General features: G+C 65.9%; 17 protein-coding genes. 5 read left to right on the top strand and 12 right to left on the bottom strand.

The window, feature by feature from the left end; all coding sequences use genetic code 11:
- Positions 1-52: 52 nt before the first annotated feature.
- Positions 53-1,258, top strand: coding sequence for a serine hydrolase domain-containing protein (locus G6N36_RS06255; protein WP_163685706.1), 1,206 nt, complete (start codon positions 53-55; stop codon positions 1,256-1,258).
- Between the two features lie 15 nt (positions 1,259-1,273).
- The gene (locus G6N36_RS06260; RefSeq protein ID WP_163685707.1) at positions 1,274-2,497 is read left to right on the top strand and encodes an FAD-dependent monooxygenase; all 1,224 of its coding nucleotides are present in this window, start codon (positions 1,274-1,276) and stop codon (positions 2,495-2,497) included.
- Between the two features lie 5 nt (positions 2,498-2,502).
- Here G6N36_RS06260 and G6N36_RS06265 read toward each other — a convergent pair whose 3' ends face one another.
- Genes G6N36_RS06265 through G6N36_RS06280 form a run of 4 tightly spaced genes read right to left on the bottom strand, consistent with a single transcriptional unit; the run spans position 2,503 to position 5,215 of the window.
- Positions 2,503-3,057, bottom strand: a complete 555-nt coding sequence (locus tag G6N36_RS06265; RefSeq protein ID WP_163685708.1) for a hypothetical protein — start codon at positions 3,055-3,057, stop codon at positions 2,503-2,505.
- Positions 3,058-3,546, bottom strand: a complete 489-nt coding sequence (nusB, locus tag G6N36_RS06270; protein WP_163685709.1) for a transcription antitermination factor NusB — start codon at positions 3,544-3,546, stop codon at positions 3,058-3,060.
- Positions 3,539-4,102, bottom strand: a complete 564-nt coding sequence (efp, locus tag G6N36_RS06275; RefSeq protein WP_083123477.1) for an elongation factor P — start codon at positions 4,100-4,102, stop codon at positions 3,539-3,541. Before efp ends, nusB begins: the two co-directional genes overlap by 8 nt.
- 18 nt (positions 4,103-4,120) lie before the next feature.
- Positions 4,121-5,215 (bottom strand): M24 family metallopeptidase, encoded by a 1,095-nt coding sequence (locus tag G6N36_RS06280; protein ID WP_163685710.1) that lies wholly within the window; start codon positions 5,213-5,215, stop codon positions 4,121-4,123.
- 33 nt (positions 5,216-5,248) lie between these two features.
- Between G6N36_RS06280 and G6N36_RS06285 the strand changes: the two genes are divergently transcribed.
- Together G6N36_RS06285 and G6N36_RS06290 are read left to right on the top strand one after the other, a co-directional pair.
- Positions 5,249-5,797 carry a B-4DMT family transporter gene (locus G6N36_RS06285; protein ID WP_163685711.1) on the top strand — a complete coding sequence of 183 codons (549 nt, stop codon included), beginning with the start codon at positions 5,249-5,251 and terminating at the stop codon, positions 5,795-5,797.
- A gap of 40 nt (positions 5,798-5,837) precedes the next feature.
- Positions 5,838-6,737, top strand: coding sequence for a hypothetical protein (locus G6N36_RS06290; RefSeq protein ID WP_163685712.1), 900 nt, complete (start codon positions 5,838-5,840; stop codon positions 6,735-6,737).
- Here G6N36_RS06290 and G6N36_RS06295 read toward each other — a convergent pair.
- Genes G6N36_RS06295 through pcaH form a run of 6 tightly spaced genes read right to left on the bottom strand, consistent with a single transcriptional unit; the run spans position 6,734 to position 11,834 of the window.
- The gene (locus G6N36_RS06295; protein WP_163685713.1) at positions 6,734-7,420 is read right to left on the bottom strand and encodes a 3-oxoacid CoA-transferase subunit B; all 687 of its coding nucleotides are present in this window, start codon (positions 7,418-7,420) and stop codon (positions 6,734-6,736) included. The genes G6N36_RS06290 and G6N36_RS06295 overlap by 4 nt on opposite strands.
- Positions 7,417-8,112, bottom strand: coding sequence for a 3-oxoacid CoA-transferase subunit A (locus tag G6N36_RS06300; protein WP_163685714.1), 696 nt, complete (start codon positions 8,110-8,112; stop codon positions 7,417-7,419). The genes G6N36_RS06295 and G6N36_RS06300 overlap by 4 nt, the downstream gene beginning before the upstream one ends.
- A complete protein-coding gene (gene pcaDC, locus G6N36_RS06305; RefSeq protein ID WP_163685715.1) occupies positions 8,109-9,290 on the bottom strand; it encodes a bifunctional 3-oxoadipate enol-lactonase/4-carboxymuconolactone decarboxylase PcaDC in 1,182 nt (393 codons plus the stop codon). Before pcaDC ends, G6N36_RS06300 begins: the two co-directional genes overlap by 4 nt.
- The gene (locus tag G6N36_RS06310) at positions 9,287-10,486 is read right to left on the bottom strand and encodes a lyase family protein (RefSeq protein WP_163685716.1); all 1,200 of its coding nucleotides are present in this window, start codon (positions 10,484-10,486) and stop codon (positions 9,287-9,289) included. The genes pcaDC and G6N36_RS06310 overlap by 4 nt, the downstream gene beginning before the upstream one ends.
- The gene (gene pcaG, locus G6N36_RS06315) at positions 10,483-11,046 is read right to left on the bottom strand and encodes a protocatechuate 3,4-dioxygenase subunit alpha (protein WP_163685717.1); all 564 of its coding nucleotides are present in this window, start codon (positions 11,044-11,046) and stop codon (positions 10,483-10,485) included. Before pcaG ends, G6N36_RS06310 begins: the two co-directional genes overlap by 4 nt.
- Complete coding sequence (gene pcaH / locus G6N36_RS06320; RefSeq protein ID WP_163685718.1) at positions 11,046-11,834, bottom strand: protocatechuate 3,4-dioxygenase subunit beta; 789 nt, start codon at positions 11,832-11,834, stop codon at positions 11,046-11,048. Before pcaH ends, pcaG begins: the two co-directional genes overlap by 1 nt.
- 71 nt (positions 11,835-11,905) lie before the next feature.
- Between pcaH and G6N36_RS06325 the strand changes: the two genes are divergently transcribed.
- On the top strand, positions 11,906-12,655 hold the full coding sequence (locus G6N36_RS06325; protein ID WP_163690484.1) for an IclR family transcriptional regulator: 750 nt from the start codon (positions 11,906-11,908) through the stop codon (positions 12,653-12,655).
- Between the two features lie 28 nt (positions 12,656-12,683).
- Here the strand turns inward: G6N36_RS06325 and G6N36_RS06330 are convergent, their stop codons facing one another.
- Both G6N36_RS06330 and G6N36_RS06335 read right to left on the bottom strand, forming a co-directional pair.
- Positions 12,684-14,042: an MFS transporter gene (locus tag G6N36_RS06330; protein WP_163685719.1), complete on the bottom strand. Its 1,359-nt coding sequence runs from the start codon at positions 14,040-14,042 to the stop codon at positions 12,684-12,686.
- A gap of 9 nt (positions 14,043-14,051) precedes the next feature.
- Positions 14,052-14,945, bottom strand: coding sequence for a shikimate dehydrogenase (locus G6N36_RS06335; RefSeq protein WP_163685720.1), 894 nt, complete (start codon positions 14,943-14,945; stop codon positions 14,052-14,054).
- Between the last annotated feature and the right edge of the window lie 88 nt (positions 14,946-15,033).

The raw sequence follows: 15,033 nt of genomic DNA on the forward strand, positions 1-15,033 counted from the left end.
GCCCGCCGCACACGACACCATCGGTCAACGGGGCTTCAGTACGCTGACGTCGATGAAGCTCGACGGTAACCAGACATCTATTCAAGAGGCCATCGACGCCGGATTGCTCGCCGGGGCCGTGACGCTGGTGTGCCGCGCGGGCGAAGTGCTGCAAGTCAACGAGCTCGGCTACCGCGACGTCGACGCGGGCCAGCCGATGGAACGGGACACGATCTTCCGTATCGCGTCGATGACCAAACCCGTGACCGTCGCCGCCGCGATGAGCCTGGCCGAAGAGGGCAAGCTGTCGTTGTCCGACCCGGTCTCGACCTGGCTGCCCGAGCTGGCCGATATGCAGGTGCTCGTCGATCCGCGCGGCCCGCTCGACAAGACCACTCCCGCCCGTCGGCAGATCACAATCGACGATCTGATGACCCACCGCAGCGGGCTCGCCTACACGTTCTCCGTGCTCGGCCCGCTGAGCAAGGCATACGGGCGGATGTCCTTCCGCCAGGATCAGGACCGCTGGCTGGCCGAGCTGGCGACGCTGCCCCTGGTGCACCAGCCCGGCGATCGCCTCACCTACAGTCACGCCACCGACGTCCTGGGTATTGCGCTGTCGCGGATCGAGGGCAAGCCACTCTCTGACGTCGTGTCGGAGCGCATCTTTCAACCGCTCGGGATGGTCGACACCGGCTTCTCGGTGGGCACCGCGGGACGCCCACGCGCCGCGACGATGTACAAGCTCGACGCAGACATGGCGCTTCAGCACGACGTGATGGGGCCGGCGCCGATCGTCGATCCGCCGTTCTGCACCGGCGGTGCCGGCCTGTGGTCCACCGCCGACGACTACCTTCGGTTTGCCCGGATGCTGCTCGGCGGCGGCACATTGGACGGTGTTCGGGTGCTGTCGGAGAAATCGGTCGAATTGATGCGCACCGACCGGTTGACCGACGAACAGAAGCGGCAACCGTTTCTGGGGTCGCCGTTTTGGGTCGGCCGCGGCTTCGGGCTCAACCTCTCGGTCGTGACCGACCCCGCCAAATCACGGCAACTCTTCGGCCCCGGCGGCCTCGGCACGTTCAGTTGGCCCGGCGCGTACGGCACGTGGTGGCAAGCCGACCCGAGCGCCGATCTGGTGCTCATCTACTTGATCCAGAATCTCCCGGAAATCAACGCCGACATGGCAGCGGCCGTCGCGGGCAACACCTCGTTGGCGAAGCTGCAAAGCGCACAGCCCAAGTTCGTCCGTCGGACGTATCAAGCGCTCGATCTCTGACGCTACGGTAATGGCATGACCCAGCCCACGGTGGTGATCAGCGGCGCCGGAATCGCGGGGCCCGCACTGGCATTCTGGCTGACCCGCAACGGATATCGGGGCGTCGTCGTGGAGACCGGGCCCGGGATCCGGCCCGGCGGGCAGACGGTGGACCTCCGGGGCGCCGGTGGTGACGTCGTCGAACGGATGGGGCTGATGGACGAGATGGAGCGGCGCTCGCTGTTCCAGCGCGGCATCGCATGGGTGAAGTCCGATGGCAGCCGACGCGCGGAGATGCCCGTGACGGCATTCGACGGCAACGGCCCGGTCTCCAAGCTGGAGATCCTGCGCGGCGATCTGGTGGATGTGCTGTACCAAGCCACGAAGGACACGGCGGAGTACCGCTTCAACACCCGGATCTCCGATCTCGCGCAGGATTCGACCGGGGTCGACGTGACGTTGTCAGACGGCAGCACATCGAGGGTGGACCTCGTAGTCGGTGCCGACGGACCGCATTCCGCGGTGCGGCGCCTGGTGTTCGGACCCGAGGAACAGTTCGTCAAGCCGATCGGCGGCTACAACGCTTGGTTCTCGGCTCCGGACCGCGCCGGCCTGGACAGTTGGTATCTGATGTACCAAGCGCCGGGCGGTCTGAACGCCTCGATGCGGCCTTCACACGATCCGTCGATCGCGAAGGCGGGGTTGGCCTTTCAGTCGAAGCCGATCGTCTACGACCGGCACAACCTCGACGAACAGCGACATATCCTGGTCGAGCGGTTCGCCGGCGCGGGCTGGGAATGCGATGCGCTGCTGGCCGCAGCGCAGGAAGCCGACGACTTCTACTTCGACTCGCTCGCGCAGGTCCACATGCCATCGTGGTCTTCGGGGCGGGTCACACTGGTCGGCGACGCAGGTTACTGCGCCTCACCGCTCAGCGGCATGGGCACCAGCCTGGCGCTGGTCGGCGCCTACGTTCTCGCCGGCGAACTTGGACCGGCGGATTCGCTTGATGCCGAACACCTTCAGTCCGCGCTGAAGCGCTACGGGTCGGTGATGCGGCCCTACGTCGACACCTGCCAGGACCTACCCAACAACATCGACCGGTTCGCACCTATGACGGAGAAAGAGATCGCGGACAACGCGACGGCGATGAAGTGGATGCAGCGCTGGCCATTTCGCCCCATCGCCGCCAGGCTGTGGTTCCGGATCGCCGATTCCATCGACCTTCCGGACTACGCCACCGCATCGCCCGACGAGTAGAGGTACTACTCGATACAGCGCGAGAGCACACGGCCGAACTGGAGCAGACGCTGCATCTGGGCCAGACCGCCGTTGTCGACCGACTTGTAATAGCGGAACGACTCGCAGTAGATGTCGGTCTCGGTCACCGACTTCTGCCGCGACCGAGTGACCAATTGTGTGTACATCCGCAGTCGGACCTCCGAGAGTCTGCGGGTGCCGTCGTCAAGCGCCTCGTACTCGGTGGTGAGCACATGGTCGGTGATGGTCGACAGCAGGATCGTGCGCACGGACGCGTTGAGCACCCGGCGCTCGCGATCGTCGACGATCGACGACTCGTCGTCCGCACGCCAGATGATCAGCCGGTGCCCGTCGGTGAGCACCACCTCCTGCCACAGGGGGTTTTCGTCGGTGTCACCCCACGACCCGTCGTTGAATCCGCGCGACATGATGAACGACTTGATCGCGGGAAGGTCGATGACGGAACGCAATTGGTCCAGCGCCAGTTCGGGATCACGCAGGTATACCTTGGCCGCCTCGTCCATACTCGAGTACGGCGCCCAGTCCTGCGGTGCTCCCATTTATGTCCCTACGCCCGAATCGCCCGTCCCCCGAACAGCTTCTGCGGCCGCCCGGATCTGAGGTGTCACCAACATCACCTGACCCAGCACACCGTTGACGAAACCCGGTGAGTCGTCGGTGGACAACTGCTTGGCCAGTTCGACGGCTTCGTCGACGGCAACCGGTTCGGGAACGTCGTCGGCGTGCAGCAGTTCCCACACCGCCACCCGCAGGATCGCCCGGTCGACGGCAGGCAGCCGGTCCAGCGTCCAGCCCTGCAGATGCGCGGCGATCAGATCGTCGATGTGCGCGGCGTGATCGGTCACCCCACGCGCCACCGTCGCCGTGTACGGATTCAACGGTGAAACGTCGGATTGCGTCTGAGACAGGGCACTACGCGACTCGGCTACCTCCGCGGGCGTGATCCCGCGTGCCTCGGCTTCGAAGAGCAGGTCGACGGCGCGCTTTCTGGCCTGATGGCGGCCACGGTCTCCGCGGCGCTCAGGCATTCACCCTTCCCAGGTAGCTGCCGTCACGCGAATCCACCTTCAGCTTGTCGCCGGTGTTGATGAACAACGGCACCTGGATCTCCGCACCGGTTTCGACGGTGGCGGGTTTGGTGCCTGCGCTGGACCGGTCGCCCTGCAGGCCCGGCTCGGTGTGGGTGACCTCGAGTTCGACGGTGACCGGCAGTTCGAGATACAGCGGCGCGCCGTCGTGGAAGGCGATCTGCACCGGAAGGCTCTCCAGCAGGAACTTGGCGGCATCGCCGACGAGCGACTCCGGCAGCGGGTGCTGCTCGTAGTCCTGGGAGTCCATGAACACGAAGTCCGAGCCATCGCGGTACAGATAGGTGGCGTCGCGGCGGTCGACGGTGGCGGTCTCGACCTTCACACCGGCGTTGTAGGTCTTGTCGACGACTTTGCCCGACAGCACGTTCTTGAGCTTGGTACGCACGAACGCGGGGCCCTTGCCCGGCTTGACGTGCTGGAATTCGATGATCTGCCACAGTTGGCCGTCAATCTGAAGGACGAGCCCGTTCTTGAAGTCGGCGGTCGATGCCACGGTGGATTGTTCTCCTGTTCAGAGGATCGCCAGTTCCTTGGGGAACCGGGTGAGTAAGTCAGGGTTCGGGTGTGAATCACTGCCGACGACAAGCGTGTCCTCGATTCGGACACCGCCGCGGTCTGGCAGATAGACACCGGGTTCCACGGTCACCGCGGAGCCAGCAAGCAGTGTACCGGCGGATGACGCGCTGATTCCCGGCGCTTCGTGAATCTGCAAACCGACCCCGTGCCCCAATCCGTGACCGAAGTTCTCGCCATATCCTGCGTCGGCGATAATCTGTCGCGACGCCGCGTCGACGTCGGAGAGCGCGACCCCCGGCGCCAGCGCCTCGCGGCCGGCCCGCTGCGCGGCCGCCACCAGTTCGTAGAGGTCGAGCTGCCACTGGGCGGCCTGCGACAACACGAACGTCCGCGTCATATCGGAGTGGTAGCCGCACACCAGCGCCCCGAAGTCGATCTTGACCAAGTCCCCCGCGGCCAGCACCGAGTCGGTCGGCCGATGGTGCGGAATCGCGGAGTTGGGACCGGCGGCCACGATGGTTTCGAACGACCTGCCGTCGGCGCCGTGATCCAGCATCAGCGCCTCGAGTTCGCGGCCCACCTCTTTTTCGGTACGGCCCGGCCGCAACCCACCCCGCTCGATGAGATCGTGCAGCGCCGCATCGGCGGCCTCACACGCCAACCGCAACAAGGCGACCTCGCCGGCGTCCTTGACCTCGCGCAACGCCTCCACCGTTCCCGAAGCCCGGACCAGTTCGGTCCTGTCTCCCGCCGCCTTGGCGAGCACACTGAACATATCGACGGTCACCACATGACTTTCGAAGCCGACGCGGGACATTCCGTCGGCCGACGCGCGCGCAACCAGATGCGGCCCGCACGCCCGTTCGATGACGAGTTCGGCGTCGGGCGCCTGCTGCGCGGCCTGGGTGCGGTAGCGCCCGTCGGTGGCCAGCACCGGTGTCGGGTCCTCCGCGCGTATCAGCAGTGCCGCGTTGGACCCGGTGAAGCCGGACAGATATCGGACGTTGACCAGGTCCGATACCAGCATGGCGTCCAGATCTTCGGCGACCAGTCGCTGACGCAGCCGGTCCCGGCGCTGTGAAATAGTCACGGTTGTTGAACCTACTCGCTAAGGTGTGGCCTCATGAGTAAGTGGTTGCTGCGCGGACTGGTGTTCGCGGCCCTGATGGTGATCGTTCGATTGCTACAGGGAGCGATGATCAACGCGTGGGAGACCAGGGCCGGGCTGATCAGTCTCATTCTGGTGGTTCTCTTCGCCGTCGCCGTGTTCGTGTGGGGCCTGGCCGACGGCCGCGCTGACGCCCGCTCCAATCCCGATCCGGACCGCCGCGGCGACCTGTCCATGACGTGGCTGCTGGCCGGCCTGTTCGCGGGCATCGTCAGCGGCGCCGTCGCATGGTTCATCCACCTCTTCTACAAGTCCCTCTACGTCGAGGGGCTGATCAACGAGCTCACCACCTTCGCGGCGTTCACCGCATTGCTGGTGTTCCTGATGGCCCTCCTTGGCGTGACGTTCGGCCGCTGGCTCGTCGACCGCAACGCACCCCCGGTCACCCGGCACCGTTCCGGGGACGACGAGCGCGCTGACACCGACGTGTTCGCCGCCGTCAACCAGCCCGAGGGCGAGCGCACCGAGGAGTACGAGACGGTCGAGACCCGTCGCGACAAGTAGTCCCGGCGTCCTCTGACGACCTGAGCTCCTCAAGTCGATCATGAATCCGGACGAATTCTGCACGTCCGATCAGTGGAGCGTGCTGTCGGCTGCCGCCTCGCACTCCCAGTTCGCCGGCGTGCTCGGCGGCTTCCTGATCACCGCGATCGCTCTGCTGATGGACAAGAAGAGCCGCGAGAGCATTCACACGCTCGCACTGTTCTCCTCCGCGGTGCTGGTTCTGATGCTGTCCAGTTTCCTGTTCAGCTTGATCTCCGGTAACCAGACGCCTGCCGAGGGCGATGCGCGTGGCATCTGCGCGATCGCGTGGACGCAGGGTGCGGTGTCGACGGGGATGCTGGCGGCGGGCGCGACAGCGTTTTTCGGTGGCTTGGGTTGGATGCTTGCCAGCCACGCCGTCAACAGGGTGTCCGAGCATGACCCCGACGATGTCGGCGCGTACTGCTTTCTCGCTGACCTGGGTGGCTGGCTGACGTTCGCCGCGACCATGACGACGACGCTGATCCTGTCCGAAACCGCCGTCGATTACTTGCATTTCATGTACGGCCGCAGGCCCGAGATCTTTGTGACAGGCCTTATCGTCACCGCAGCCGCGCTCGTGATCCTCGCGAATTTCGCGCTCGTGTACGTGCGGACCAAGACTTTGCGCAGGTCGTTGGCCGACAGTGCCGCGCCGACCCGGCTGGCGCTTCGTTCGCTCAAGATCGCCACCATCACCACGGTGGTCCTGGCGATCGGGGCGTCCTGGCTGGCGGTCACCCTCGCCAGACTCCCCAAGGGCTGGTTGACAGAACCGAACGCCGGTCTGGTCACGTTCGTGTTGGTACTTACGTTGGTAGTGCCGACGATCGTGTCGACAGCGATCTGCTACTCAGTGGCCAGCACCGACGAGCGCGCCTCCATCCGTCGAGCTCGGGGTAAAGCAGCGCCGCGATCTTAGTTGAGCGGCAACGACATTCGGTCGGCCAGCGCTTCGACGGTGGATCCGAATGTCTCCAGCACGCGTATGCCGCCGTCATCGCCGGAGTCGATCGCGAAGACCGCGTGATCGGTGTAGACGCGGCTCACACATCTGGTGCCGGTGAGCGGATACGTGCACTGCGGCACCAGCTTCGCGTCGCCGTCCTTGGCGAACAGATCCATCATGACGAACACGCTTTTCGCACCGATGGCCAAATCCATGGCGCCCCCGACCGCCGGAATGGCGTCGGCCGCACCGGTGTGCCAGTTCGCCAGATCACCGTGCTGGCTGACCTGGAATGCACCGAGGACGCATACGTCGAGATGGCCGCCGCGCATCATCGCAAACGAGTCCGCGTGGTGAAAGTACGATGCGCCAGGGGTTTCGGTGACGGGTACCTTGCCCGCGTTCGTCAGATCCGCGTCGATCTCGTCACCGATCGCTTCCCCGCCCATGCCGAGCATGCCGTTCTCGGTGTGCAACACCACACCTGCCTCCGGGGTCAAGTACTCGGCGACCGTCGTCGGTTGTCCGATCCCGAGGTTGACGTATGAACCGGGCGGAATATCACGGGCGATGACCGCCGCCAGTTCGCGGCGGTCGAGCGGGCCGCGATCCAGATGCTCGACGGTGGTGGTGCCACTTGGGACGTGGAGGGTCACGACGCCGCCTCCCTCGTACGTCGGTCGGCCGAAAGGTCGAGGATGCGGTCTACGAAGATCCCGGGTGTGACGACGATTTCAGGATCGATGGATCCCGCGTCGACCACCCGTTCCACCTCGGCGATGGTGAGCGATGCCGCGGTGGCCATCACCGGACCGAAATTGCGAGCAGTCTTGCGGTACAACAAATTCCCCGCCCGATCGCCGATATGGGCGCCGATGAGCGCGACGTCGCCCCGAATCGGGTACTCCAGCACATAGTCTCGACCGTCGATGGTTCGGGTCTCCTTCCCTTCAGCAAGGGGGGTGCCGACACCGGTCGGGCAGAAGAACGCACCGATCCCCGCGCCCGCCGCCCTGATCCGCTCTGCCAGGTTTCCCTGCGGAACCACCTCGAGCGCCACCTTGCCGGCCCGGTACAGCTCGTCGAAGACATACGAATCCGTCTGCCGGGGAAACGAGCAGATGACCTTGGTGACGCGACCGGCGGCGAGCAGCGCGGCCAGGCCGGTGTCGCCATTGCCCGCGTTGTTGCTGACGATGGTGAGATCGGTCGCGCCCTGGTCGATCAGTGCGTCGATCAGTGCGGTCGGCATACCCGCCATGCCGAAGCCGCCGACGAGAACTTTTGATCCGTCATTGATGCCGGCGACGGCGTGCTGCGCGGCCTCACAGATCTCGGTGCGGCTCATGACCTCTCCCCCTCACTGTCGAAGCCCGGTAGTACGTCGGCCGCAATACGGAAGGCGGTGTTGGCATCCGGCACACCGCAGTAAATCGCGGTCTGCATCAGCAGTTCCTTGATCTCGTCGTTGGACAGCCCGTTGCGCCGGGCGGCAAGCAGATGAATCTTGAGTTCCTCGTGGTGTCCGCGCGCCACCAACGCTGTGAGTGTGATCAGCGACCGGCTGCGGCGGTCCAGACCCGGCCGCGTCCAGATTGCGCCCCAGGCGTACTCGGTGATGAACCGCTGAAAGTCGGCGGTGAATTCGGTGGTTGCCGCGATGGCCCGGTCGACGTGCGCGTCCCCGAGGACCTCACGCCGAACCGCAAGCCCACCGGCGTGCACCTCGTCGGTGGTGGCCGGTATCGGCGCGCTCGCCGCACGTGCGTGTTCGGTGATCAGCTGCGCGACTCGGTCCGGCGCCTCGGCGGGCGCGAGATGTCCCACGTTTTCCAATACGACCAGGCGCCCGTCCTTGACTCCGGAGGCTATGCGCTGCAGGTGATCCGGCGGCGTGGCAATGTCGTGACTGCCCGCGACGGCAAGGACCGGTGTGCTGATCTCCTGCAGCCGGTCGGTGACGTCGAATCCACCCAATGCCTCACACACCTGCGCGTAGGAGCCGGAGTCCGCGCTACGAAGCGCATCGAGCAAAGCCGAGCTGGTGACGGAATCGCGCTCCGCGAAGCCGCTGGGGAACCACCGCTGCGTCGCGGCGGCGATCAGCGTTTCGGTTCCGGACGCGCGGACGGTTTCGGCGCGTTCGGTCCACGCGTCCGGGGTGCCGATCACCGCGCCCGTACACAACAGGGTGGCCGATGCAACCCGGTGCGGGGCATCCAACATCAGTTGCAGCCCGACGCAGCCTCCGACCGAATCACCTGCGTAATGGAATGATTCGCGGGTGAACTGGTCGGCAAGCGCAAGGACGCCGGCGGCGAGTTCGGCAAGCGTGAAGGCGTCCGAGGTTTCGCCGCGGCCATGCCCAGGAAGGTCCCAGCCGACGACGCGCCATGTGTCAGTCAATTCGGCTGCGGCCCGGCTCCACAAGGTGGTGGCAGAGGTGCCCAGTGATGGCCCGAGAAGAAGCAGCGGCGCGGCGTCCGGCCCGCCGAACTCGGTGGCGACGATGCGCGGGGTACTCATGGCACGTCCTTGAGGTAGTGACTGGCCCGTTGCAGCGCGGAGTCGACGAGCTGTTCGGCCGCGCCGAGGTATCCCGCTGCCGGAGCACGTCCGGTCAAGTCCGCCATCGTCTGCTGCTCGGCTAGCACGCCGTCGGCGACGGCCAGATTCGCAGTCGCGCGGTCGACGTCGATCTGCAATCCGGTGAGGAGTTCGCTCGTGTGGGCGGCGGCGACGACGGTACGCCGCGCCAACGTCCGCAGGGTCGCCCATTCGGCATGCCATGCGCCGTCGGAACGTTCGTCGACGGACATGGCCGATGCGGTGTGCAGCGTCGCGGCCAGCGACCCTGTCGTCATCGCGGTACGGCGGATCAGCACCGAGCGCACCGGATTGTTCTTGTGGGGCATGGTCGACGACTTGCCCCCGCTCGCCTCGGCCAGCTCACCAATCTCGGGCCGGCTGCCGGTCGCGACGTCACTGGCGATGTATCCCCACGCGTCGCAACAGCCGACCAGCCCGTCGCCGATCCGGGTGATTGCAGATCGCGAGGTGTGCCACGGCGGCGCCGGAGCCAGCCCCAGCGCACGTGCCAGCGAGTCACTCAGTCGGATCGCATCGTCCGCCGATCCGCTCAGCTCGACGGCGGCAGCGAGGGTTCCCGCGGCTCCCCCCGCCTGAACCGGCACCCGCAACTCGGCCAGCGGCTCGGCCGCTTCCAGCACCGCGCACAACCACCGAGCTATCTTGACGCCCGCGGTGCTCGGCAGCGCGGCCTGTGTGAGCGTCCTCGCGAGCATCGGTGTGGCACGGTGCTTCTCGGCGAGGTGCGACAGCGTTCGCAGCTGATCAGCAAGTTCCTCGTGGATGCGGGCGAGCACATCTCGAAGGCAAACCATCAGCGCGGTGTCGACGACGTCCTGGCTCGTCAAACCGCGATGTAGCCACTGCGCGGTTGGCTGGGCCGCACGGGCACGCAACAGCGCCACCAATGCGCCGACCGGGTTGCCGTCGACATCGGCGTCGCACGCGATTGGCTCGAGGTCGCCTTCGGTGACGTACCGATGGAGATCGGTCCGCGCAGACTGCGGCGCGATTTCGGCATCGATGAGCGCATCCAACCACGCTTGTTCGACCGCGACCATCGCGTCCAGGAAGGCGCGATCGCTCATCAGATTTCCGGCGCGGTGGTCGCCGGGCCAGAACAGGTCCGTCACGGCCGATGCCCCGGATAACTGAGGAAGACGGTCTCGCCGTCATCGCCTTGGAGCTTGATGTCGAATTTCAGTCCCGTCTCGTCGCGAGTCGCGATGAGGGTCTGACGGCGATGCGCGGGAAGCGAATTCAGCAGTGGATCTTTCGCGAGCTGATCACCGGGCAGGTATGCGCGGGTGAACAGGCGATTCAGCAGTCCGCGGGCGAACACGGTGACGAGAATAAAGGGAGCCGAGCCCGGAGCCGACGCACCGGGCAGCACGGTGGAGAAGCTGTAGTGGCCCGCATCGTCGGTGGCGGCGCGGCCCCAGCCGGTGAACGTCCAGCCGTCGCGGCGCAGTGAGCCGGTGGCGGAGGGAATCTCGCCGTCGGCGTCGGCCTGCCAGATCTCCAGCAGCGCATCGGGAACCGGGTTGCCGGCCCCGTCGGTTATCAGGCCGTGGAACTGGATGGCGCCGGGCGAGCCGGGCGGCACGAGCTCGTTGCAGCGTTCGAACGGCAGTGCATAGCCGTAGAACGGGCCGACGGTCTGTCCCGGTGTCGCGGTCAGCAGTGTCGACATCAGCGATCGGCTCCCTCGTCGACGGGAGTTTGGCTTGACCCGGTCAGCACGATGTCCCACCGGTAGCCGGTGGCCCACTCATGGGTGGTCACGTCGTGGTCGTAGGTGGCGACCAACCGATCGCGCGCCTTCTGGTCGGTGATGGACTGATAGATGGGGTCGAGGGCGAACAGCGGATCACCGGGGAAGTACATCTGGGTGATCATGCGCTGCGTGAATTCGGTTCCGAACAAGGAGAAGTGGATGTGGGCAGGCCGCCACGCGTTGTGGTGGTTCTTCCACGGATACGGTCCGGGTTTGATGGTGGTGAATCGGTAGTTGCCGTCGTCGTCGGTGAGGCAACGGCCTACGCCGGTGAAGTTCGGGTCGATCGGCGAAGGATGCTGGTCGCGCTTGTGGATATAGCGCCCGCCCGCGTTGGCCTGCCAGATCTCCACCAGCTGGCCGCGCACTGCCCGCCCGTCACCGTCGACGATCCGTCCTGTCACCACGATTCGTTCGCCGATGGGCGCGCCGGTGTGCTGGATCGTCAAATCGGATTCGATCGGATGGACGTCACGCGCACCGAAGCATGGTGTCCACAACTCGACGCCTTCGGGATCGACGTGCTGCAGGTCCTTGGTCGGGTGGCGCAGGACGCTGCTCCGGTACGGCGCGTAGTCGAGTCGCGGCTGCGTCTCCTCGACGCCCGACCGCTGATAGGCCGACTCGATCGCGGCGATCTCGCTGCTCACCTCGGCCTGACTCGCCGAGGCACTGTCCGAGTTGACGGTGGGCGTAGCTGTCATGGTGCGCACACTATCCCTCTCTCATGGAGGTCGTGAAGACTAGAATTTCGCTCAGCGGAAGGATCAAGGAAATGGCAGGCAACACCTCGACACCCGGAGTGACCGTCGCTGCACGTTTGCTGTCGATCATCGCGGCTTTTGACGAGGAACACCGCAGCCTGGCCCTCTCCGAGCTTGCTCAGCGTGCGGGCCTGCCGGCGCCGACCGCGCATCGGCTCGCCGCCGAACTGGTGGCCGGCGGTGCGCTCGAGCGCCGGACCGACGGCCGCTTCGAGGTCGGCAGGATGTTGTGGAGTGCAGGTCTGCTGGCGCCCGTGGAAGGCAGGTTGCGCCAGGTTGCCGAGCCTTTTCTGCACGACGTCTACGCGGCGACCATGGCCACGGTGCACCTGGCGATCCGCGAAGGCACGGAGGTGCTCTACCTCGAGCGGATGATGGGCCGCGCGTCCGTGCCGATCGTCAGCAGCGCCGGGAGCAAGCTGCCCATGCACTGCACCGGGGTCGGCAAGGTCCTGCTCGCGCATGCGCCGAAGGAGATCCAGGATCAAGTGTTTGCCAGCCTTACCCGCGTCACACCATTTACGATCGTCGCCCAGCCCGTCCTCGCGGGGCAGCTCGAGCGCGTCCGCCGAGACGGCGTGGCGACGACGAGCGAAGAAATGTCGCTCGGTGCGTGTTCGCTGGCCGTTCCCGTGGTCCGGGCGTCGGACGGCACCGTGGCGGCGGCGATCGGCGTCGTCGTGCCGAACCTCAAGCGTGATCGGCAAAGACTGCTCGGTGCCCTGCAGGTCGCCGCGCGCGGCATCGGCCGCTTGCTGTGACCGGCAGGGCACCACGTCAGCTATCCCCTCAGTGATCGACGAGTTGCCGCGCCGAATCGGGAACCTTGTTGCCGAGCAGGGCGGTCGGCACATCCTTGGTCTCCCGCGCCGTCAGCGCGGCAGCACTGGCGATGAGGCAGACCACCGCGGTGAAGATGCTCGTCGCCACCCAGCCGCCTTCGCTCACCCCACCGAGTGCGGTGACGATCGCCGGTGCGAAACCCGCCACCAGGAAACCTAATTGAGTGCCGATCGCCAGTCCGGAGAAACGGACCTTCGTCGAGAACATCTCGCCATAGAAGGCCGGCCAGACCGCGTTGGCCGCGGCATAGCCGAACGAGAAGGTGGCGATCGCCAACGCGAACATCAGTACGTCGTTGCCACCGGTCATCGAGAGCAGATAAAGGGGCATCAGCGCCGCGGAGGACAGCGCACCGTAGATGAACACCGGCTTCCGTCCGATCCGGTCGGCAAGCTTTCCGAACAGCGGTTGGGTGCCCAGCGCCACGACGTTCGCGACCACGACCAGCCACAGCGTCTCGTCCGCGTTCAGGCCCATCTTCTTGCCGTAGGCGATGGCGAGGTTGGCGAACACCGTCGAGACGGCGGCGATGAAGGCGCAGAAGATCACTCGCAGAACATCGCGCCAGTGATCCCGCAGCAGCGGCTTCAGCGGCATCCGGGCGATGGTGCCGGCAGTTTTGGCTTCGGTGAATTCCGGCGTCTCGTGCAGACGGCGACGGATGAAGTAGGCGACCACGACCACGACGGCGCTGAGCCAGAACGGGACGCGCCAACCCCACGAGAGCAGGTCATCGTCGGGCAGCGCCACGACGGGGATCACCACAAGTGAGGCCAGAATCAGGCCGCCCTGCGTGCCCGTGAGAGTCCACGAGGTGAAGAACGCCCGCTGGTTATCGGGCGAGTGCTCGAGCGTCAGCGAACTGGCACCGGCCTGTTCGCCCGCGGCCGAGAAGCCTTGGAGCAGGCGGCACGTCACCAGGAGTATGGGTGCGAGCACTCCGACCGACGCGTACGTGGGCAGACAGCCGATCGCGAAGGTCGACGCGCCCATGAGGAGCAGCGTGAACATCAACACGTTCCGGCGTCCGATGCGGTCGCCGAAGTGCCCGATCACGAACGCCCCCACCGGCCGCGCGATGTAGGCGACCCCGAGGGTGGCGAAAGACTGGGCCAGGGCAACCGTCTCGTTGCCCTCGGGAAAGAAGATCTTCGGAAAGACCAGCGCCGCAACGAAACCGAAGACGAAGAAGTCGTAGTACTCGACGGCGCTGCCCATGAAACTGGCCAGCGCGGCCTTTTTCGGCGTGCGTTCAGGCGCACCTGCGGGCACCCCATCGGGTGCGTTGCTGTCGATGACGCTCATGGGTTCCTCCTAGTTTCCTTCCGAAGTGGCGCTGACCGTCGGGAATTCGTCGGCAAGGCTTCGGAGATGTCGCGACATGCGAGCGACGTCCGGGGTGATTCCGGTGATCAGCTCGAATGCGGTAGTGGCCTGGTGCACGGCCATGTGGCCACCATCGAGTGTTCGGCAACCGACCTCACGCGCGGCCGTGAGCAGCGCGGTGTTCAGCGGCCGATAGACGATGTCGGCGACCCACAGCCCGGGGTGCAGCAGCCCCCCATCGAACGGGAGGCCCGGATGGTCGGCCATGCCCGTCGGCGTGCAGTGCACGACACCGTCGCTCACCGGCAGCAGCACCGACAGCTTGTCGAACTCCGAAGCCTCCACGCGTGCACCGGGGTGCCTGCCCGCCAACTCGCGGGCCAGGGCGGTGGCTCGCTCGACGTCGAGATCGACCACGACCAGATGCTCAGTACCGATATCGAGAAGCGCGTGTCCAACCGCGGCACCTGCCCCGCCCGCGCCGACGAGGGTGACGCTGTCCGTGGCGGCGCCGGGCAAACCCTCACCGAACCCGGTGCCGAAGCCAGGAGCGTCGGTGTTGTAGCCGACCGTGCGGTGAGACTCGATCACCACGGTGTTGACCGCTCCAAGCGCGGCGGCGCCGTCGTCGAGTGCGTCGAGGTGTTCGATCACCAACCGCTTACAGGGATGGGTGATGTTGAGCGCGTTGTAGCCGAGCGCGCGTGTCCATTCCAGCACCTCGCCGATGCGTTCGGGCGCGATCCCGGCGGTCGTCAGGTCGATGGTTCGGTACACATAGTCGAGGCCGTTCGCGCGTGCCTCGGCCATGTGCAGCGCCGGTGTCAGCGACGGGCCGACGCCCTGGCCGACGAGGCCGACGAGATATGGGCTGGAACTCACAATGCACCGTCCTGATTAATGTACTAACTAGTACGTACGCTCAGTAGAGCACCGTGGTGCGCGTCTCGTCAAGGGTCAGATGTGAGGC

Source organism: Mycolicibacterium gadium (genome assembly GCF_010728925.1).
Classification (GTDB): domain Bacteria; phylum Actinomycetota; class Actinomycetes; order Mycobacteriales; family Mycobacteriaceae; genus Mycobacterium; species Mycobacterium gadium.